The sequence below is a fragment of the Streptomyces sp. NPDC087844 genome (assembly GCF_044742785.1).
In the GTDB taxonomy this organism is placed as follows: domain Bacteria; phylum Actinomycetota; class Actinomycetes; order Streptomycetales; family Streptomycetaceae; genus Streptomyces.
Map to the genome: position 1 here is coordinate 535,540 of NZ_JBIUVD010000001.1, position 21,159 is coordinate 556,698.

The 21,159-nt window shown below is 69.8% G+C and carries 11 protein-coding genes; 4 read left to right on the plus strand and 7 right to left on the minus strand.

Going from position 1 to position 21,159, the window contains the following annotated elements; genetic code table 11:
- The first annotated feature begins 14 nt into the window (after window positions 1–14).
- Genes ACIOKD_RS02145 through ACIOKD_RS02155 form a run of 3 tightly spaced genes read left to right on the plus strand, consistent with a single transcriptional unit; the run spans window position 15 to window position 3,974 of the window.
- A complete protein-coding gene (locus ACIOKD_RS02145; protein ID WP_402076876.1) occupies window positions 15–1,061 on the plus strand; it encodes a hypothetical protein in 1,047 nt (348 codons plus the stop codon).
- Window positions 1,061–2,209 (plus strand): hypothetical protein, encoded by a 1,149-nt coding sequence (locus tag ACIOKD_RS02150; protein WP_402076878.1) that lies wholly within the window; start codon window positions 1,061–1,063, stop codon window positions 2,207–2,209. Before ACIOKD_RS02145 ends, ACIOKD_RS02150 begins: the two co-directional genes overlap by 1 nt.
- 4 nt (window positions 2,210–2,213) lie before the next feature.
- Window positions 2,214–3,974: a hypothetical protein gene (locus ACIOKD_RS02155; protein ID WP_402076881.1), complete on the plus strand. Its 1,761-nt coding sequence runs from the start codon at window positions 2,214–2,216 to the stop codon at window positions 3,972–3,974.
- 22 nt (window positions 3,975–3,996) lie between these two features.
- Here the strand turns inward: ACIOKD_RS02155 and ACIOKD_RS02160 are convergent, their stop codons facing one another.
- From ACIOKD_RS02160 to ACIOKD_RS02175, 4 genes are all read right to left on the minus strand, one after another.
- Window positions 3,997–8,835, minus strand: coding sequence for a hypothetical protein (locus tag ACIOKD_RS02160; protein WP_402076885.1), 4,839 nt, complete (start codon window positions 8,833–8,835; stop codon window positions 3,997–3,999).
- Between the two features lie 20 nt (window positions 8,836–8,855).
- Window positions 8,856–10,679, minus strand: a complete 1,824-nt coding sequence (locus ACIOKD_RS02165; protein ID WP_402076888.1) for a hypothetical protein — start codon at window positions 10,677–10,679, stop codon at window positions 8,856–8,858.
- Window positions 10,680–10,833: 154 nt separating this feature from the next.
- Window positions 10,834–14,838, minus strand: a complete 4,005-nt coding sequence (locus ACIOKD_RS02170; RefSeq protein WP_402076891.1) for a hypothetical protein — start codon at window positions 14,836–14,838, stop codon at window positions 10,834–10,836.
- Window positions 14,839–14,989: 151 nt separating this feature from the next.
- Window positions 14,990–16,969 (minus strand): CHAT domain-containing protein, encoded by a 1,980-nt coding sequence (locus tag ACIOKD_RS02175; RefSeq protein WP_402076894.1) that lies wholly within the window; start codon window positions 16,967–16,969, stop codon window positions 14,990–14,992.
- A 119-nt stretch (window positions 16,970–17,088) separates the two neighbouring features.
- Here ACIOKD_RS02175 and ACIOKD_RS02180 point away from each other — a divergent pair, with 119 nt between their 5' ends.
- Window positions 17,089–17,871 carry a hypothetical protein gene (locus ACIOKD_RS02180; protein WP_402076896.1) on the plus strand — a complete coding sequence of 261 codons (783 nt, stop codon included), beginning with the start codon at window positions 17,089–17,091 and terminating at the stop codon, window positions 17,869–17,871.
- Between the two features lie 559 nt (window positions 17,872–18,430).
- Here ACIOKD_RS02180 and msrB read toward each other — a convergent pair.
- The 3 genes from msrB to ACIOKD_RS02195 all read right to left on the minus strand — a co-directional run bounded on the left by msrB (window position 18,431) and on the right by ACIOKD_RS02195 (window position 21,008).
- Complete coding sequence (gene msrB / locus ACIOKD_RS02185; protein ID WP_402076899.1) at window positions 18,431–18,838, minus strand: peptide-methionine (R)-S-oxide reductase MsrB; 408 nt, start codon at window positions 18,836–18,838, stop codon at window positions 18,431–18,433.
- A gap of 28 nt (window positions 18,839–18,866) precedes the next feature.
- A complete protein-coding gene (murC, locus tag ACIOKD_RS02190; RefSeq protein ID WP_402076901.1) occupies window positions 18,867–20,267 on the minus strand; it encodes a UDP-N-acetylmuramate--L-alanine ligase in 1,401 nt (466 codons plus the stop codon).
- Between the two features lie 267 nt (window positions 20,268–20,534).
- A complete protein-coding gene (locus tag ACIOKD_RS02195; RefSeq protein WP_402076904.1) occupies window positions 20,535–21,008 on the minus strand; it encodes an indole-3-glycerol phosphate synthase in 474 nt (157 codons plus the stop codon).
- Between the last annotated feature and the right edge of the window lie 151 nt (window positions 21,009–21,159).

The window sequence follows — 21,159 nt, forward strand, 5'->3', positions numbered from 1 at the left end:
CGGAGAGTGGCGGTATGAACGAGACGCTGTCCTTTGTCGATTCCTCCGGGATGCCCGAACGAGTACGGGTGTTCGACATCGGCGCGGACGAACCCCACCAGCCGGGTTCCGGGTTCCGCACGCGGACCCTGCGGCTGGAGGACGGGCGCCCGATGCTGCAACGGCGGCTGTTGCCTACCTATGCCCAGCGCACGGAGAGCGTGGACTCGCTGGAGGCGGAGATCCGCGCGGGACTCACCCTGATCCGGGCGTTCTCCGAGGTGACATACCCGGCGGAGTTCACCCGGCTGGCCGGATACGCCATTGAGGTCGAGTCACCCTTCCTGTTGCTGGATCCTCTGCGGGGCGGGCAGCCGATGGCCGAGATCGCCCGGGGGCTGGTGCTGTCGACAGAGCAGAAGAAGTTCGAGAGCAGTCTGTTCCGGGCCCTGCGGCTGCTGGAGTGGGCGGCGCTGGTGCACCGGTCCATCAGCCCTGCGACCGTTCGCTGGGACGGCACCCGTGTGCAGTTGACCAATCTCGGCAGCGCCGACCAGGTGGGCCGGCCCCGGCAGCGGCTGGGCGCACTGCCCTGGGCCTCGCCCGAGCAGCGCGAGGGGATCGGCACCAACGACCACCGCGACGACATCTGGAGTGCCGGCCAATTGGTGTACTTCGTCGCCAACTCCCGTGTGGCGAGCGCCAGTCGAATACCCCCGCTGGCCGGTCCGACCCGCGACGACCTGCTCAAGGACGTCTTCGCCGAACGCGCCGATCAGCGGCCGGACGCCAGGACGATGCTGCGACGCATCGCCGCAGCGGATCCCTGGGACGACCTCGGCCGTCCGCCGGACCCGCTGCGCGCGGCACGGCAGCGTTTCGCCGATCTTCTGGCCGGCAAGGGACCGCTGGCCTGGCCCTTGTCCCCCTCGGCCCGACACCCGGATCCACCCCGAGCCGAGGCGCCCCCGGGCGCGGGCGGACAGCAGGATTCCGGCACGGCCTGGACGCGGCGTCGTTCACGCGCCGCAGGGACGGGTCGCTGGGGCACGGGCCACCGCAGGGCAGAGGAAGGCGGATAGTGGACAACGGAATGCCGGACGAGCAGGCGGAGCAGCCGGTGCGCTGTCCGAGCTGCCTGGAGAATCTGCGCTTCGACGACAAGCAGCTCTTCGTCCCCGATCCCCAGACCAACAAGCTCACACCGTGGGACCCCGCCTCGGAGCCCAACGGGATGCGCCGCCAGGACCAGCTGAACCAGGCCTTCCTCAAGTGCCCCAACGAGAGTGCCCAGCGGCACTTCCTCCCCGTGCCCTACCTGCTCTTCGGCCGGCCGCTCACGATCGCGTTCGTCGGCCAGTCGGGCACCGGCAAGACACACCTGCTGGCCGCCATGATGGCGGAGATCGGGCGCGGCGGCCTGGACTTCCTGGGCATCCGTTGCCGTTCGGTCAATACCTCCCAACACCACGCCTTCCTTGCCCGCGCGGTCAACGAGCTGGAGGCCGGGCGGGTGCTGCCGGCCACCGGTATCACGGACTTCGTGGAGTTCACCGACGCGCTGCTGGTCACGGTCAACGGGCAGACGCGGCCGGTGGCCTTCTTCGACATCGCCGGCGAGTCGCTGCAACTACCGGGCAAGGTCACCGAGTTCCTCCTCGGCGTGGATGCGCTGATCTTCGTTGTCGACGCGCTGCGCGCGCTGCGTCTGAAGCAGCTGGTTCCCGCCCGGGAGACCGCCGGCGTCCCCCAGCAGCAGGCGGGTATCGCCGACCCCACCTTCTCGGCCGTCCTGGATCGGCTGCCGCGCGACGGCGATCTCTGCGACGTACCGACGGCGGTCGTGCTGAACAAGTGCGACGTCCTGCGCTTCGAGCCTCCCATCGACCACTGGCTGCGCGAGGATGGACGCATCGAGAGCAGTCCCGACCCCGTGCAGGCTTTCCGCGAGAGCCAGGACGTCTACGCTTTCCTGACGCACCATCAGGCGGCGCCCTGGCTGCGGCCGTTCATGGAGTGCCGCCGCTGCACGCTGCACTTCGTGTCGGCCACCGGGATGTCCCCCGCCGTACTGTCCGCAGGCAACGGCCACACCGGACCCGCCGGGCAGCCCACAGCGTTCACCGGGGGCATCCGGCCCCGCCGGGTCCTCGGTCCGCTGCTGTCGGTCTTCCAGATGTGCGGCCTACTGGACTCGCCGAGACCGGCCCCCCGGCTCAGGGAGGTGTAAGGACATGTCCGTGACCGGCTCCGACGTACACCAGGTGATCTGCGCCTACGATCCCGACAACCCTTCCGAGAACAAGGGGTTCGGCCCCGTCGCCGTCTCCTTCGCCATGGCGGAAGCGCTCAGCCTGTTCAAGGTCGCCGGACAGATCATGCGGCCTCCTGGGGACTCCCTCACCGAACTGGACTCGGTCGCCTGCGCCCTGCTCCCCTCCGGTCAGGAACTGCTCGTCCGGCGCATCGTGGCTCGTGACGCCCTGCGCCGCGGCAACGTGCTCAGCCAGGCCCTGGTCGGCGCCCCCGGCCAGTTCTGCGCAGAACTCGGCCTCGGTCTCGGCCCGGACGACTGGCCCCTGGGCGAGAACGTCGCGGCCGTACGACTGGGCGAGTCGCTGCGCCGTGTGGACTACGCCGACCTGTGCCGCCGTGGCGATGACGGCGCCGCACGCCTCCGCTCGGCCAGTCGCGACCCGGCACTCGCCGAACCGCTGCGTCACCTGGTGACCTGGGTGCTCAGCGAGCCCGCTCAGAAACTGTCGATCGCCGCCTCACTGGTCGGCGACAACCCCCGGGCCGTCCTGCTCGGCCTCGTGGACATCCTCGGCCCCCTCGTCCCCGGCCCGTGGTCCCTCTCCACCCTGGAATCGGTCGAGTCGGGCCCTTACCGCCTCATCATCATGGAGGACTGGCCCCGCACCGGCAGTCCCGATTACGGCCGTCTCCGCCTGGTCGGTCAGCAACCGCCCGAGGGACCTGCCCACACCACGGCGTCCCTGCTGGTGGACCGCTATCAGGAGCACGGTCCGGACGGACTGACTTTCCTGAGTCGGCACGCCCGGCTGTGGCAGCGGATGCGGCCGGTCGAACGGGCGGAGTCGCTGCTCGGAATGCTGATGGTGCAGCCGGCTGCACCGGTCCATCTGGCGCTGCCGGCAGGCACGGCGTACGCGTCGGCCGCCACGGCATACCGCGGGGAGGGAACCGGCGAATCAGCGGGGCTCACCGAATCCGCCGCGCACACGGCCGAAGAGCAGCCTGAGGCCGTGTCCGAGAAGGCCCCCCGGGTCCCCGACCCGGGGGTTGATCCGCCTCCGGTCCCGGGCACCCCGCCTCTCCCTGCCGAGGCGCCGGCCCTGGCGCCCGTGCCGGACGCCGAGGACCACCCCTCAGACAGCGACGACCTGGTCGGCAGGCTGATCGGGTCGCACCGCCCGTTTGAGGACCGGAAACTGCGTCTGGCGCTGGAGAACGCGGTCGATGGCTGGAGCGAGCAGGAGATCGACGCCGCCTGCCGGAGAGCGATCGACCTCCGGCTCGGACTCCAGGGTCCCCGCAGAGGTGTCGTCCCCTGGGTACCTGAGGCCGCCGACGGCCCCCGGTACCTCTACGACGTGCTGATCAGTGGCGCCCTCCACCGTGAGGAACCCGCCCGTTCCTGGGCCGAGTTCCTCACGGTGGAGGCCGGGACGGCACTGCCCGAGCCGCTGCGGGCGGTGGTACGGCGGATGTACGAGCAACTGGACTGCCGGAGCATCGCCGTTCATCCTGTCTTCTTCCGGACGCTGGGTGACTGGGCCATCCCGCGCGCCCTGGGCCTGGACACGCGTGAAAGCCCTCCACCTCGACCGGAATCCGGGTGCGGCCAGGCTCAGGACGTGCCGTTCGAGGGAGGTCCGGCTCCGAACCTGCGGCTGATCACGAAGGTGTTCCTCTTCATCTACGCCCCCCTGGCGATGCTCGTCGTCCTGGTGTGGCTGACCCTCTTGTGAGCCGTGGGCCCAGTCTGCTTTCTCACAGCAGGCCGAGGCCGAACATCTCCTCCTTCGGGATGTGCGACAGCAGCCGGACGCGGGCCGCCACGGGACCCCCCACACCGTGGTCCGACGCGAACTGCTGGAGCCGTTCGGCCACTTGCTCGGCTGTCCGGCCGAAGCCGATGGCGTAGCCGAGCGCCGCCGCGCGCCAGGTCCCGTCCGGGTCGGACCGCACCGGGCCGGAGGCCAGCACCGCCGGTACGTAACCGAGGAGATGCAGCTGGTACGCGAACAGGTCACGTAACTGCGACTCGCGACCGTCGGCCGTGTCCTGCGGCAGTGCGTCCAGCACCAGCAACGGCGGTGGCTGCCGCCGTCGCTCGCACAGCCTGCGCACGGCCTGGTCCACGTCCTCGGGCCGGATGGACCGGGCGCTGCCCGGCAGGCGAAGGGCCGCTCCGCGGTCGAAGGGCCGCATCTCGCCGTGCAACAGGATGACGTCGACCGCCGTGCCCGGGCCCGCTTCGGAGTCGGCGGCGTCGGAGAGCAGGAAGTTCTCCGTCACCCGCCAGACGACGGGCCCGCCGGCGACCGCGGACGTCTTGGCCGCGGTGGGCGGGGGCAGCGGGACGCCGCCGACGGCGGTGTCTCCCCGGACGTCGATCTCGATCTGGGTGACCGGCCGCTCGGTGGCGGCCTTCCGCACGGCCTGCCTCAGAAGCGCCGGAACATTCCCCGAGGCCTCGCGGTCCAGCACCGCCCAGGCCTTCCGCCAAGTCTCGTCGGGCTCGCCGACGGGCAGCGGCTCCCGGTCGTACCGCCCGAGCCGCTGCAGGGCGAACTGCAGGTTCTGACGGCGTGAGTCCTCCAGCAGCGGTGTGCGCAGCCGCTCGGCCAGCTCGGCTGTGCTCAGACCGACGTCGGCGCCATGGCGGGCGGCGCTCAGATGCCATTCCGTGGGACTCGCGGTGGCGGGGCCGAGGAGCTCAGCGGCCTGGGCCGCGATCTTGCGGGCCTGCCGCCGCCGCGCGTGATGCGCCCGCGCGAGCATGTCGGCGGCGCGCAGGACGGGCCGTTGGGCGTCGTGGGCGTCGGCCGGCGGGAGGGGGGCGGGCGCCAGATCGGCGGGCAGCATCCGGTGCAGGCGCAGCCACGTGGCACGTACCTGACCGTTGTTCGAGCCCAACTGCTCGGTGGCCGCGCGCATTTCGACCGCCACTCCAGGGCCGGCACCCAGCAGTCGAGCGTGTAGCTGGGCCGCCCACAGTGCCGTCAGCCCGGTCGTGCGCGGGTCCTCGCCGTACTCGGCGCGGCGCCGGGCCAGCAAGCGACGGCCGACGTCGACGCGCTGCTTGTCGGCCAGCAGGGGTTCGTCGGCGACAGGTCCATACAGCCGTACTTCGCTGGCGAGCAACATCAGCCTGCGGCCCGTCTCCGGAATGGACTCCAGCGCGGCTGTGATCGTCGCGAGGTGGACTCCGGCTTCCTGCGGCAGCCCGCACACCAGTGCGTGCAGCCCGTACGCGAGCCACTCCGCTGGACTCGGCGGCGGGCCCTGTCCTCGGACGCCGTCGCGACGAGCCCGGAGTTCCGCGGCCCAGCGAGCCAGCAGCGCGGCCACGTCGTCCGTGCGCCTCCAGCGGTGCAGCAGCACACACTCCGCGCGGTTGACGGCCGATCCCGCCGCACCCCGCGGATCCTCGCGCAGGGGCCGGGCGCGGGCGATCCACCGGTCGGCCAGGGCAAGGTCGCCGGCCACTGCCAGTGCGGTGGAGGCGCGCAACGCCATGACCGACAGCCGTTCCTCGTCACCGGGGGCGCGGTTCATGGCCATCTCGGCACAGGTCTCGGCACGTTCGAGTTCCAGCATCTCGGCATTGGCCTGTGCCAGGACCATGAGCGTCTCGAAGGCCGGTCCGGGCTCCACCTGGCCGGACACCGCGGGCAGGGTCAACTCCCGCAGCAGGGACTCGGCGGCCCCGGGATCACCGGCCAGCAGATGAGACCTGGCCCGCAGGATGTCGGCGCGCAGAGCCACGGCGTCCAGACCCGACCCCCCGGGCAGCTCTCGCGACAACGGCGCCCCCGACCTCAGCTCCGCCTCCGCTCCGGCGAGCAGCACCCAGTCCGGCGTTCGGCCGACGTGCTCCGCATGGTGAGCCCGGTACTCCGCCTCGTAACGCCGCAGCCAACCGCGTACCAGGTCCGGGCGGTCCGCCGGCTGCCACTCCTGCACCGCGTACCGGGCGACCAGCAGCGCCTGGGGGGCCTGCCGCCGGACCGCCTCGTCGAACACCTCGGTGAACGCGCCGTCGGCCTGCGCGTGGCTGTGGCTGCCGTCCTCCTGGGTGCGGCCGATGCGGACACGGCAGCCGGCCAGCAGGAGCCGGGCGTCGACGGTCCAGAGGTCGTGCAGGCTGTCGCGGGGCCCGGTGTCGACGGCGTACGCGTCGAGGACCTTCCGCAGCTTCTCGTCGGCCTCCCGCACCTGGGCGGCTCCGGTGCACGTCCCCTCGTACAATTTCAGGGCGGCGGCGATCAGCTCGGCCCGTCGTTCGTCGGGCCGCACCGGAGGCTCACCGTCGATGGTCATGCCGGCCCGTTTGCAGGCCAGCTTCAGATAGCGGCTGACGTCCCACCAGCTGTGGCTGCCGCCGTAGAGCACGGCGTGGAGCTCACCGTAGGCCCGCTCCAGGGCAATGTCGTACCAGAGCTGCAGCGGCATCACGCGGGGGTCGGGCTCACCGAGTCCGTCCCGTTCGCTCTCCGCGGTCTCCAGGTCGGCGCTGAGCAGCCGGTCGGCCAGGTCGATCACGGTGGCGAAGGCTCCCCGCTGCCAGGCGCGGGCGACTTCCTGCTGCCAGGTACGCGCCGCCGAGGCCAGCCTGTCCCGGTGGTCCTGCTTGCGTTCGGCGGCGTCGTGCAGTTGGTGGTAGACCTGCTCGGCGACCCACCCGGCGGCCTTCTCCGGCAGCATTCCCCTGACCGCCCGCTCGGCGAGTTCGGCGCAGCGGTCGGTGCCGTCGCGGTGGAGCCGCCGCCAGTCCGAACCGGGGTCGGAGCGCATGCGCTGACGCAGTTCACGCCTTACGTTCACATGCACGAACAGGCGCTTGTCCTCGGCCTTGATCCATGCCGACCGTTTCGCGTACTCGATCAGCGTGTCCCACAACTGCATGGGATCCTCGTCGGCCGGGGCGCCTTCGCCAGTACTCCGCCCGGTGTCCAGCAGCGGGACGAGGACATTGGCGAAGTACTCCCGGGTGGGATGCCGGGCGACCGAGCAGTAGTCGAGGGCGCGGCGGGTGCGCCGGTCCTTGATGTTGTTCAGTTCCCGGTCCACGACGAACAGGTAGAGCGACTCGCCTGTGACGGACGGCAGTTCGGACGGTGTGTCGGCCAGTAGCGCGAGAACGAGGGGGGTGAATCCGGGTGACCCCTCGACGTCCTGCTCGCACACGCTCACTATGCGCTCGGCCTGTCCGGCGTCGATGCACCGGAGGTCCCGGAGATAGCGGTTCGCCTGGCAGGCCGTGAACGGCCCCAGCTCCAGCGCCCTCCACGGCACCTTTTTGAAGGCTTTTCGGAAGACGGCCCGCCGGGTGACGTCAGCACGGCCGGAGAGCACGACACGCAGCCAGAGGACCTTCCCTGCGAGATAACCGAGCAACTGCAACAGGCCTTCGAGTTCGGCCGTGCCCGCCTGCAGGATTTCGTCCGTGGTGTCGAGGCACAGCAGCAGCGGCGCCTGGGCCATGTCGTTCAGCGCGTCGACGAAGTCGTCGGCCATACGTTGTGGAGGCGGCGCCGAATTCCACTGGAGCGGGGTGTCGTCGGGGCTGTCGAACTTCGGGTCGAGCTCCAGCCGGTATTCCCGGTAACGCGCGCAGAACGTACGCAACCGTCCTGCTCGCCGATCGATGCCGAGCGCTCGCGCCTGGGCCAGGAGCTTGTCGGCGATCTGCACCAGCAGCAGGGTCGGGCGGGCCAGCAGGCGGCCCGGGACCAGCGTCTGGACGTCGCAGACGGCTGACAACACCGGGGGGTCCTGCTGGGCTCCGTACCTCGCCACGAGCCAGGCGAGCTGCGTGCTCTTTCCCATACCGCCGGGCGCGTGCATGTGGATCACCCGGGGCGGGCCTGGTGGGATGTTCTCCTGGGTGATCCCGGTTCGGGGCGGATCCGTGCCGAGGACCGCCGATTCCAGGATGCCTTCCAGCTCGGGGCGGGAGAGATAGTCCCTGGTCTGTTCGAAGTACTCGTGCAGCCCCGCGCTCATCGCGAGACGCGACTCGGCCCGCTGCCGGCGGTCCCACAGGTCCTCATAGATCCCGTCGGGGGCGAATTCCCGCAGGTCGTCCGGCGCCACGGCCTGCGCCAGTCGCCGGCAGACCGTGAAGTCGGCCACCCGCTCGAACGCCGCGTACCACTTCTCGAACTGGGCGATCACCCCGTCCCGGTCACCCGCCACCGCCAGCAGCCGCAGGCGTTCCACCATCGCGGTGTCGCCGTTCACGGTGGCGAGGTGACCGGCCAGTCGGGACGCCGTCTCGGCCATGCCGACGGGGCGGTCGGTGCTCGGATCGATGCCCTCGGATTCGTGCCACCAGGCCGCCCACGCGCCCATTCGGGTCATCTCGTTGATCTGGAACCATCCGGCTTCGCCGTGGTGAGGGACGAGCACGCGCCGCAGCTTCGCGAAGGAGTAGTCGAGGTCGCCGGTGGCGGCGGCGAAGGCGGACTGGCTGACACAGGTCATCAGACTGCAGCGCTTCAGCACCTCGTAGCGCACCGGATCTCGCTCGCGTGAACCTCGGAACAGCTCGTACGGCTCCGCGTAGGTGCCGAACCCGGTCTCCATGGCGCGTGACCTCATGCCCATACCCTCGCCCCCTCTCAGCCGATCTGGGTTACGGCGGCCGAATACGCGTCTTCCAGGAAGGCCGGTCCGAAATCACCGGAGACCGTTCCGAGGTTGTTGACCACCATTGCCCGCCACTCCTCTTTGTGATGCCAGTCGTACCGCAACCGAACTCCGAGTTCACGCAGGAGGGATCTGGCACGCAACTGCGGCCACGGTTGGAGTTGGATGGGGCGGCGAGGCGCGTCGAAGCGATCGATCCATGCTGCCGCCTCGCCCTCTGGATCTTCCGCGGTCACCACGACGCTCACCGCACCGCGACTGTGCAGGACGGTGTTGAAGAGATCGGCCACCAGACCGGGGGCCTCGCGCCGCTCGGCCTCGGTATCGGCGTCGCCCTTGGCGAAGTGGTCGAGCGCGAGTACGAGGTGTGTGCCGGGCGGCGCCAGCTTGACGACCAGGTTCGTCGCGGCGCCGAGGAGGCTGTCCCGCGTGGCGTCGAGTGTGGCTCTGCGTCCGCCGTTGCGGTGGTCCTGGCGTATGGCGTCGACCCGGGCTACCAGGTCTTCGAGGTCGTCGTCGATGTCCCAGCCGCCGTTGCGCAGGCTGTCCCGTCTGATGCTCTCGGCCAGCAGGGCCACCGTCTCGACGACCACGTTCGGTGCCGGTGGCGGCAGGGCTCCGACGTGCCGGGGCGGCACACTGCGGCGCAGTTCGCTGAAGTTCAGGTAGAGCGCCCGGCATCCGGGCCGCCTCTCCCAGACCTGGAGCAGCGAGAGCATCAGGCAGGTCGTCCCGGCACGCCCCCCGGTGCCGCTCCCGGACAGCACGATCAGCTTCTTGACGGCCGCCCCCAACTCCAGCCAGTCCAGTGCGGTTCTGCGCTGCGCCACCCGGTCGGTGGCCCCGATCAGCGGCCTGTAGAGGTCGTGGAGATCCTCGTCCCGGTCGGATGCGTCGGCGGGAGCCTCGACCGGAGCCGGATGCCCTGGTAGGACCCGGTCCGGGAGGCAGTTCACCGTGACCGAGGCGGCGGTCGCGCAGCCACCCGCACCGGCGGTGGCACGGGTAACCGCCTCATCGATGCTCCGGCCCTCGGCCAGTGCCCCGTACAGCGCCTCCACCGGCGTACACAGGTCACGTACGCCCTCAGGTGTGGAGCACCGGTCACAGCTGTGCTCCGGCGCGGGTGTCAGGGATATCGCGGCCAGCGCGGGATGCAGCGCGTCCGCCTCCACGTAGGGCCGAAGCCGCCGGTGTGCCTCCGGCGGATCGGCGTCACTGCTGGAGACCACCAGCCGGACGGAGGAGAGGTTGAGCCCGCCGAGACCGTCGGAACCGTACCTCAACAGATCCCGGGCGGCCCATCCGGCCAAATGAAGCACGTGGGGCTGGATGCCGTTGAGGGTCTCGGAAAGGGAGTTGTGACTCACTGGCCCCGGGAGCACGTCGACCTCCCACCGTTCGGCGCGCGCGGAGAGTGCGGTGTGCACGGCCACATCTTCATGCCATGCGGGTTCCGCCCCCTGCTCCTTGCTCGAATCCACCCCAACGACCAGTACCCGCAGCGGAAGATCGTGGAACGGCATAGGATCGCCCGGCTGAAAATTCCCGGCTCCGACCTCACTCCGCAGCACGGTGACCGGCTGGGTCTCGCCCGCTTCCACGGCTGCGCGTGCCAGGCCTTCCCAGTCGACGTCGTGCAGCTCGGGAGCGTGCAGCCGCAGGACCGCCAGAGCCGGGGCGCCGGTCCCCCCGTCCGGCGCCGCGTCGGCGCGAGAGGGAAAGAAACCGGTCAGGGCGCGCCACAACTCCTCGCCCGGGCTCGGCTCCTCCGGTTTCAGCGGGATGGTGATCACCTTTGGTCTCCCGACGGGCTCGTTCCCCGAGAGAATCGTCGCTTCGACGTCATAGGCCACCGCGGAATCCGCTTCGGCGGCTTTGAGCCTCAGGTGGACAACGTGCACCATTCACCCCACCCCTGATATCTGGGACTCTCTTGGAGGAGCCTTGTCATCCGGTGAACAATCTCCGAAAAGCGTCCGTCAGCTCCGCCTCCTCATCCACGAGTTTGCGGAGCAGACGCTCGGGATCCGGTGCGCTGGACATATTGCCCCCTTCTGCGAAGCCGAGATCGCCGCGGACGCCTGCGCACAGTTCCTGGTACGTGGAAGGCAGCCCGCGGTCAGGAGTCGCAGGCCTCCACAACACCTCGTCCTGCTCCCGGAGGCGCAGCAGATATGCCCCGGTGAGGTCGCCGACCAGCGTGGCGTACATCTGGTGGACGGGCGTGCTCGACGTCAACCGAGCGGACGGACAGACCAGTTGATCATCGGCGATCCGCCGATGGCAGGCTCCTACGTCCATGGGCGTACCCCCCACGTAGAGCTGGCGCAGCGCCTGGAATTCGTAGTCCCGCGCGACCTTCATGGCACGGTGTGCCTCGTTCGGCAGCTCTTCGCGGTCGGCCCTGCAGGCCCGTTCCCGGTGGATCCGGGCGCGAGCCACGTCGATCATCGCGCGCAGAGCGATGTCGCCGGACCGCTCGACCTCGGCCAGGGGCGCGGTCAACTCGTCGTCCAGCAGCCGAAGTCGTTCCGCGTCGCCCTTGAGCCTGTCGTCCAGCCCCGTGAGGCAGCCCTCCACGGTGTGCAGATGCCAGTCCTTCTCGGGCGGGTCCGCGAGTTTGAGGTACTGCCCGAGTCGGCGGTGGGCGGTGAGAGCCCTCTCGTGGTGGGCCGCGCGGGGTTCGGCACCGCACTCACCGCCCTCGGCCGTCGACTCGTGCGCCTCCGCGAGCAGGACGTGACAGTCGCGACGGATGGTGAAGAGTTTTCTGCGCAGGATCTCCCCGTCCGCCCAGTCCTCGTGCGCGGTGTCGCGGAAGCGCACGTCGACGAGGGCTTCGAAGACCGCGGCAGACCCCTCCAGTGCCTGTCGCAGTTCACCCTGATCCACCATCACCCTCAGCAACTCCGTCTTGACGGCGCTGGCTATCAGGCTGACGGGGCCGCCAGGGTTCACATGCTGGAGATAGTCGCCGCCCACCTCCCTGGCCCGTTTGAGGCGGCCGGTGTCGCGCAGGCCCCTGAGGATTCCCGCTCCCATCGCGGTGGCCACCGGCGAACTGTCCACGACGGCGTCGCCGGGGCCCTCGCCGAGCAGAACCGACAGCCCGGGACGGTCACCGTGATTCAGGCGGTCAAGGACCAGGAGGAGGCGTGTGGCCATGGTGGACTGCGCGGAGTCCACGTTCGACATGCGGGCCCGGACCCGCCTGAGGCGGTTCATCATGTCGTCCAGGCCGTAGTCCCGCCGCGACCTGGCCATCAGTACGGCCATGAGCACCAGGAGCGTGTCCCAGTCTTCGCAGCGTTCCAGGTAGGGCAGTGCCCTGCGGATGAGCCGTTGCACCTCGGCCGACCCGCCGTACAGCCGGTGTCGCAGTGCCTCCTTCGCGCGTTCCGCCGTGTGCTCTATGGCGATCCGATCCACCTCCGCCCGCAGCGAGGCTCCGTCCCCCAGCTTCACATCGCTGTGGCCCGCCGCATCGACGACCGCGGGATGGATGCGCACCTGGATCAACGTGTCGGCGCGCCCTGCGTCGGGCAACCTGATCAGATCGACCAGTGACTCCCGGCGCAGCTCCTTCAGCATCGCTTCCAGCTCCTCGGCCACCGGCAGCCGTCCGCCCTGACTGCCCCGCAGGGCGGCCCAGATCTGGGACAGCAAGCAGGGCACCGAGTGGTCCCCCTGTCGGCGCCGCAGGACCCGGTCCACCGGTCTGAGCCTGCACAGCACGAGCATCAGCAGGTAGTGGGGGTCGGCGCCGGGGATGCGCCGCAACGCGTCGACCGCCCAATCCCCGATCTTGCGCCAGGCATCGGGGCGCCGGCCCGGCTCGTCCTCCGCCAGCCGTTCGATCCCGGTGTCGGCGAGGCTCCGCAGATGTGCCTCGCCCCGCGGGGCCTCCTGGTCCGCGTACTGGAGAAGGCCGGGATGGCCGTCGGCCAGGGACAGTACGTCGTGGACGAGTTTGCGCTTCACCGGGGTGGGCAGAGCTCTGGGCGCCGCGCCGATGATCTTACCCAGGCGGGGCAGACTCAGGGCGTACAGGAACGCCTCGGCGGGCGCCAGCAGCGGCACGAGCACGTCCGGCATACGGGGGCCCAGGTTGAGCGGGTACGGACTCGTGATCAGCAACCGGAAGCCCATTGCCTCGGGACCCGTCATGGCCGCTATCAGCTGCTCCCAGTACGGGTGCAGCCAGGAAGCCCGGCTGGAGTTGCTCCCGGGAGACAGCAGGCTCTTGACCCCGCTCAGAAACACCAGGGCATTCGAGTCCTCGCTGCGCGTCAGCCAGATGGCGATGTCGGTGCAGAACCGGTCGAAGGCGATACTGTCCGCGAGGAAGTGCTCCAGCTCCGCCGGGCCCGGGATGTTCTCGCCGTGTTCCTTGAAGGCCTGTTTCATCGCACCGTCCGCCAGAAGGATGCTGACGAAGTCCTTCAGCGCCTCGGACGGATCGGCATCCATCGCCTGCCCCGTCGGCGGGTACTGCACGACGGTGCGGTAGTCGTCCGCGTAGTGGCTGATCAACTCGGTGGCGCAGGTGGTCTTGCCCACTCCGTCCATGCCGTAGAGCACGGCGCCGTTCACATCACCCTCGCGGGGCCGGGAGAAGATCTCGCTGGCCGTCCACATCGTTTCGTGGTGTCCGACGAGGCGAGGAGCGGCGTGCTGACGGGGTGGCCCGCCCTTGTACCTGCCCGTCTCGCGCAGCGGCGGCTCCACTCTCAGGCCGCACGCGTCGGCGCCGTAGAGGATCGGGGCGGCGACATCCACGGGCGCGAGCGATTCGCGGTGCGTCGCGATGGCCTCTGCCAGGGCCTGCGGCAGGGTGAGATGCTGCTGCAGGAGCTTCTCGTAGACCGTTTCGACGATGTCGATCGCAGACCGGTCGGCGATCCGGTGCCGGAAGGCGAGCACCGCGCACTCCAGCCCTCGGGCCAGTTCGAAGGCCAACGGGTCGTCGTGCTCGGGTCCTTGGGCGGGGGAATCGCCTGCGGCCGGCCGGAGTGAGTGGATGTCGAACTTCTCCAACTGGTCGGCGAGAGAAGGGCTGCCCGCCGGCCGGGTGGTGACGACCGCCAGCCGCAACCGCAAGTCGTTGCCCCCGGGCTGCAGCATCTGGATGAGCTCGTCCGCGCTCAGCGAGGTCTTTTGGTGGTTCCGGTCGATCGCCGACCAGGTTCCCGGAGCGCCCCGGTCGGCCAGGTGCAGGATCATCTGCCACGGTCTGGAGTCCTGGTGCCGGCTGGAGCGGTTGGCGCTTTCCAGCCGGTCCTTCAGCCGAGCGTGCGTCACGTGGTAGGCCAGCGCGTTCAGGGTGATGTCCCTGCCCCCGCCCTGGGCGGCGAGCCTGCGCACGGTCTTGAAGACCCGTGTCTGCTCGGCGTGCATGTCCAGGGGCTCGCCCGCTTCGGTGCGGTTGAAGACACCGACGAGGTGGAGCGGGGTGTTCTCCTTGGCCCGGTAGTGCAAATCGATCCGTGTCGAACTGTCCTCGGCCGCCACGTCGTACACGAAGGTCAGCTTGTGATCCGCGAGAGAGCCGTTCTCGTCAGCCGCCAGGGCGAGCGGGTACCGCACGATCTCACGTTCGGGACCGTCCCCGTTCAGCTTGACCAGCACTGTGGACGGCCGCTCCGTGGGCAGCTCCTGCCATATGGCCGGGGTGAGCACGGACGTACACAGCCAACGGCCCAGTCGGCGCAGGGTGTTGGCCTCCCCCTCGTCGTACAGTGCCCGGTGCCGCATGAAGTCGTACGGGTCCGTCAGGAAGCGGTAGTCCTCGAAGTCGGACTCCCCGTCCGCTCCCGGTGCCAGGTCGACGTCCGCGACGACCGGCGTCCGCCGCCCGCGATGACGCGTCAGTCGCCACCGCCAACGTGGCGCCTCCCCCTTCTCCTTGGCAAAATCCAGGACCTCCAGTAACGCGTCGTATTCCCCCGGCATGTTCTCAGTCCCCCCAAGAACCCCTCGCATATGCCAATGGAGAGCAGGGTAGTCCCGCGCGGACGGTGCGCACCCCGAAGCGGCAAAAGAGCTCACGGAATATTCCGGGACGAGATCAAAAGCTGCTGAACGTTCGAAGGGAATTGCGATTTCAGACGCTCCACCCACGCAACCAGGCATTCAGTTCCTCCTGAGTCCCCGCGCCTGCCTCCGCTTCGTGCAATACCCCCGGATTCCCCGCTGCCCGCCGAAGCACCTGATCGGCGGCCCGGGAGGTCTCCCGGGCACGGTGGATCGGCCCGAGGCGGGGCAGGGAACGGATGATCTGCCGCATCTCGGCGGGTTCGAGCGGCGACAGAGGGACGCGACGCAGGGCCGGCGCGAGGTCCGGCAGGTCGGTGCGGGAGGTGAGCAGAAGTCTGCCGGGGCCTTCGGCCGAGGCCAGGGCCTCGATCATTTCGGCCCAGCGCGGATCGTGGAGCCGGTCGGCGGCGTCGACGACCACGAGAGCGCGGACGCCTGCTATACGTGCCATCGCCTCGGTCCAGGAGAGATCGTCCGAGAGACCGGCGAGTTCAGGAAGCCGAATTTCCAGATGGCGCATGAAATCGGTTACGGGGTCGGCGCAGGACGGCGTGATCGCTTCGGCCCATTCCGGCCTTGGATGCCAGACGATCGTGGAGAACGCCTCACGGTGATCGTGCGCGAGAAGGGCCGCACACGTCGTGGCTCCCATCCCCCGGTCGCCGTGGATCACCGCACCCGGCACGCCGCCCGCGGGGGCGAGCGCAGTGTTCGCGCCGATCATCTCGCGCAGCCGTCCGACGAAGGAGGCGGGCCGGTCGGGCAGTGGTCCGGCGTTGCCCGTGTAGCGGCCGGGCAGGTGCCCGCGGAGCGGGGGTCGGTCGAGGAGTCCCCGGTCGAGGGCGGCGGCACCGTAGAGCATGGGCGTGGCAGCCGAGAACGACTGGTAGCGGCTCTCGCCCAGTTCGGGATCGGCGACGGTTTCCACCAGGGCGTTGTGGAGAGCCTGGGGAAGGGTGTGGCGGTGGCGAAGAAGGCGCGTGTACAGACGGACGGCGAAAGCCAGCGCGAAGTCGTTGCCCACGGGAAAGCGCATCGCGATGACCGCGCAGCCCAGCTCGTCCGCCATCGCCGAGGCCAGCGAAGTGAGCGCCGGGTGCGCCGCGCCCGCCGCACCCAGGACGTCCCCGCCACCCTCCTCGCGACCCGTGTGGGCCTCCGTTCCTGATTCTTCGCCCGCGCCGTCCGGGCCACCGGCGGTCTGGCCGCCCGACCAGCACGCCGACAGGAACACCAGCCTCACGCGGTTCCGCAACCCGCCGAGCAGCTTGATCAGATCCCGGGTGGCCACCGGGTCCTCGCTGCCGTCCGGGAGTTCGAGGCGCAGGGTCCCGGGGAGGCCGTGGGCCACGACGTGGACGATGTCCCACCCGTCCGCCTCGTCCAGCACGCCGCAGAGTGTCGCCCGGCCCACGCCGAACTGCCGCGTCCTCAGCTCCAGGGGCACAGCACCGGCCCGTCCGCCCGCCGCGAGCGCGAGCAGCTCTCCGCGCAGGGCCGCGCGATGCGCTCCGAGGTCCAGGGCGGCCGTGGCCCGTGGCAGGCTGAAGAGGGCGAGCATGCGCAGGCGCGGCAGCAGGTCGGGCCGGTCGCGTACGGCCTCGGACAACGACCGCGCGCCCCGCACCACGGTCGTGCCGTGCAGCGCCAGCGGCCGGCCGTCCACGAGCGCCAGCTCCCACGGCAGGGCTTCGAAGCCGGCCAGTTGCGAAGGCAGCTCCAACCGCACCACTGCCGGACCCAGTGCCTTGAGACGGTGTGTCATCCCGCCCAGCCCGACTCGGGCGATCCACTCCCCCGCGCACCGCACCTCGTCCTCGATCCTGGCGAGTCCGCCTGGCTTCCCGCGCAGTGCGGCGATCCGCTGCGGAAGCGCGTGGAGCCGGTCCAGCTCGGCCAGATCGACACAGCTCAGCCGTACAGGGGTGAACTCGGCTCGGAAGGTGTCGGGCCGCCACAGCTCCCACACCCACGATGTCGGACGGCCGTCGATCGCGCCGCCGCGGCAGTGACGTTGATCGATGGTGAGCAATGCGGATCGCATCATGTCGCTACCTGCCGTCTTTTCTCGCATTCACCTTCGATTTTGTATTTTCCATTCTGTACAGGTGCCAGTTTATCTAGTCTAAAAAGGAAGTTCGTATCTTTGAATGACGGGGGACCGCTATGCCGAAGGACCGTCCCAGGAAGTACATCAAGGCCGTGCGCGGCGCCACCCGGATGCAGCCGTCCTGGCCACCGTCCGCGCACCGGGAACTCGGTGACGTAGGCGTGTTCCGGAACGGTCAGTTCGAACGCAAAGGCACGATGGAGTCGCTGTTCGGAGTCGAGGCGATACCGCGCGACGTGCCGGGCAACAGCACTTCCTACCACTGCGACTCCGACGGCAACGTACGGATTCATTCCCACGGGACAGCCGGCGTCGCCGCCGGTCCGGTTGCCGCCGACGCCTCTCTCCGCCTGCATTTCGGCAAGGCCGACGCGGTGCTCTTCCACGCGACCGGTTGCTGGTCCGAGGAGATCAAGAACATCGAGTCGGTGGAGGCCAGGATGCGGAAGCTGAGCGAAGAGAAGAAGTGGCCGCGCGGTTACGTGGTGGTGACCGAGGTCACCCACGCCGCGCGCACCACGGTCCTCATGTGCAGGAACAGCAAGGAACACGTCGAACTGAGGGCCAGTGCCGACCCCGGCGTGAGCGGCCTGGATCTGCTCACCGCGTCCGGCGGACTGACCTGGGCCGGCGGCTCCGTGGCAAGCCTGCAACTGCTGTCCGAGGGGGAGCTCACTCCGCTCTACCGGGTCCGGGGCATGGTGCGGCACTGGTTCCGCGACGACGAGCCCGGCTACCTCGACGAGGGGACGACCGAGGACGAGCAGGGCGAGGGCGAGTGGTACGTGGACGAGGTGAGCAGCGAGACCTTCGACGTGGGCGACGCAGAGCCGAACTGAACGACAGACGGCTTGCTGGTTCCCGGTGACGCCCGCGTCAGGACACGTTGCTGCCGGGCGTTCCCGGCCCACTCGACCTGTATACAAACCGGATCGGCTCCGGTCGGCTCCGGACCGAACGCTCCGGAGCCGGAACCGACAAGATGTCCTTCGGCCGTCGATTACCCCGGCCCCGCGCCGGGTCTCCCCGGACAGCCCGAGCGCGGGCGCAGGCCGCCGGCCGGGCCCGGCCGGGTGCGGCTCCTCCGTCCTGAACGAGAGCCCGGTGAGGGTGGGGGGCCCAGTCCGTCGAGCGGATCCCGGCGCAGCCGACACCGTTCGTCTTCCCGGACGGTGACGCCTTCCTGTGGGAGCGCGATACCCCTGGCGCAGGGCCACGGACCGTACGGTACGCGGCAGGCATCGTGTCCGGTCTGCGGGACTTGCGGCCGGGTGTCGTACGCGGTCGACGCCGCTCACGACCGGAAGTACATGCCTGCCGTGCCCCTGGCGCCATCCGGCACTGTCCAGATCGACGCCGGCAACCTGCTCACGGCGTTCTCCCAGCAGGCCTGTCGGCTCAGTCCTCGGCCGCCGTCAGCCGCAGCGAGATGCTGTTGATGCAGTACCGCTGGTCGGTCGGCGTCGCGTAGCCCTCACCCTCGAAGACATGCCCGAGGTGCGATCCGCAGCGGGCGCACCGCACCTCGGTACGCGACATGCCGTGCGAGCGGTCCTCGATCAGCTCGACCGCGTCGGAGTCCTTCGGGTCGTAGAAGGACGGCCAGCCGCAGTGCGACTCGAACTTCTCCGTGGAGGTGAAGAGCTCGGTGCCGCAGGCCCGGCAGGAGTAGACACCCTTCGTCCTGGTGTCGGTGTATTCGCCGCGGAACGCCGGCTCCGTGCCTGCCTGGCGCAGGACGGTGTACTCGGCCGGGCTCAGCTCCGCACGCCACTGCTCGTCCGGCTTCTCGATGTCGTACGACATGAAGCTCAACCCCTCTGTTCAGGTACCGCTACTTCGACAGGCGGGTCAGGATCTCGGGTCCGAGGTCCGTCACGTCTCCCGCGCCCATGGTGAGAACGAGATCACCGGGCTTCGCCATTCCCGCCACCACCGCGGGTACCTGTGACATGTCGTGCACCGGCGTCACGTCCGCGCCCGCCGCCCACGCCGCGTCGATGATCAGCTCGCTCGTCACACCCGGGATCGGGTCCTCGCGGGCCGGATAGATGTCCAGGACAAGCGAGGCGTCCGCCAGGGACAGGGCCTGGCCCATCTCCTTGCCCAGTTCCTGGGTGCGCGAGAAGAGATGGGGCTGGAAGACGACCAGGATGCGGGAGTCGCCCGCCGCCGCCCTCATCGCCTCCAGGTCCGCCGTCATCTCCGTCGGGTGGTGCGCGTACGAGTCGATGACCTGCACGCCCGCCTCCTCGCCCTTGAGCTGGAGGCGCCGCTTCACACCCGTGTACGAGGCGAGGGCGGGGGCCAGCTCGTCCGCGGGGACGCCCAGGGCAACGCCCGCCGCCAGCGCCGCCACCGCGTTGTGCGCGTAGTGACGGCCGGGCACCGAGACCGTGAAGGTGAGCTCGGAGCCGTGCAGTTCGACGGTCACCTCGCTCTTCAGACCCTGCGGGACCACGGACAGCACGCGTACGTCCGCGTTCTCGGACTCGCCGTACGTCACCACCTCGATGGTGTCCCTGATGCCGTCCGGCAGCCGCCTGGTCAGTTCCCGCGCACCCTCCTGGTCCGCGGCGATCACCAGGGTCCCGCCCGGCACGATCTTGCCGGCGAACGTCTCGAAGGACTCGTAGATCTCGTCCATGGACGCGTAGTTGGCGTGGTGGTCCAGCTCCACGTTCAGCACGATCGCCACCTCGGGCGCGTACGTGTGGAAGCTGCGGTCCGATTCGTCGGCCTCGGCGACGAAGATCTCGCCGTCGCCGTGCAGGGCGTTGGAACCGGGGACGTCGAGGTCGCCGCCGATCGCGTACGACGGGTTCAGGCCCAGGGTGGAGAGGGAGACCGCCAGCATCGACGTCGTGGTCGTCTTGCCGTGCGTGCCGGCCACCGCGATGGGCCGCAGGCCGTCCATCAGGCGGGCGAGGGCGTCCGAGCGGTGGACGACGGGGATGCCCAGCTCGGCGGCGCGGGCCAGCTCCGGGTTGTCCGCGCGGATCGCCGAGGAGACGACCACACAGGTGGCGTCCGACGCGAGATGGTCCGCGGCGTGTCCGATGTGGACGGTGGCGCCCAGCGCGCGCAGGGCCTCGGCGGTCGCGGAGTCCTTCGCGTCGCTGCCCGCCACCGCGGCCCCGCGCTGCGCGAGGATCTTCGCGATCCCCGACATCCCGGCCCCGCCGATGCCGATGAAGTGCGGTCGATCCATGGCGGTAGGAAGGCCGGGTGCCATACGTATTTCTCCCAGGATGCGGCTGTGACGATGAGCGCCCCCACCCTATTCGCTACGACCACCTGGTCGGCCCCGTACGGGACGGCCCCGCCAGGGGCGCGGGGAACTGCGCGACCAGCCCCCACCGGGCCCGCACCCACAACGCGACCCGTCGGCGCGACCACCCCCGATAAGGGGCGCGGGGAACTGCGCGCCCAGCCACGTCCGACCCGCGGACGACACACCCGTGCATCCAACAGCGCCCCGCCCGAGCCACAGCGGCAGGCGTCACACCTTGCTGTGTGAGAACAGCTTCAGCACAGGCACACCCACCTTGTGCCGCGCCCGCGAGGCCCAGTCCCGGTGGAAGAACTCCTCCACGTAGTGCGGATCGGTCAGCACGATGACCTCATCCGCCCCCACCTCGTCGACCAACCCCTTCAGCGCGTCCAGCGGATGCTCCTCGATCAGCCGCCCCCGAGCCTCACTGCCGGTGGCCCGCAGCGCCACCAGCGACACCTCCAGAGCCCGCTCCCCCTGCCCGACGGCCTCCGCGCCCTCGGGCGTCTCGTTCTCACGGGCCGCCTCGTCCAGCTCCCCGAGCGCCACGTCGTCGATCGCCCGCAGGAGCCGGTCCGCCTGATCGCCGCGGGGCTGGAGCAGTACGTGGAAGTCCACGCCCTCGTCGCCGTGCAAGGTGGTGACGAATTCCACGTCCGCGGAGGTGAGGGCCTTCTCGATCATCAATACGCTCGTGAACACGACAAACGCCCTTCTCATTCCGTGGGCCGTTCGTAGACCCCTGCGGAAACCATCCTGCCCCGTGACCGCACGGGACTGCGATTTTCAGTGTGCCCGGCGAAAGCTGACCGGAACAGCTGATTCCACTTCTCTGTCCAGGCCCACTTCCTTG

Coding starts and splice junctions, on each gene's coding strand:
- ACIOKD_RS02145 (WP_402076876.1), top strand. CDS start 15: ATGAACGAGACGCTGTCCTTTGTCGATTCCTCCGGGATGCCCGAACGA.
- ACIOKD_RS02155 (WP_402076881.1), top strand. CDS start 2,214: ATGTCCGTGACCGGCTCCGACGTACACCAGGTGATCTGCGCCTACGAT.
- ACIOKD_RS02160 (WP_402076885.1), bottom strand. CDS start 8,835: ATGAGGTCACGCGCCATGGAGACCGGGTTCGGCACCTACGCGGAGCCG.
- ACIOKD_RS02170 (WP_402076891.1), bottom strand. CDS start 14,838: ATGCCGGGGGAATACGACGCGTTACTGGAGGTCCTGGATTTTGCCAAG.
- ACIOKD_RS02175 (WP_402076894.1), bottom strand. CDS start 16,969: ATGATGCGATCCGCATTGCTCACCATCGATCAACGTCACTGCCGCGGC.
- ACIOKD_RS02180 (WP_402076896.1), top strand. CDS start 17,089: ATGCCGAAGGACCGTCCCAGGAAGTACATCAAGGCCGTGCGCGGCGCC.
- msrB (WP_402076899.1), bottom strand. CDS start 18,838: ATGTCGTACGACATCGAGAAGCCGGACGAGCAGTGGCGTGCGGAGCTG.
- murC (WP_402076901.1), bottom strand. CDS start 20,267: ATGGCACCCGGCCTTCCTACCGCCATGGATCGACCGCACTTCATCGGC.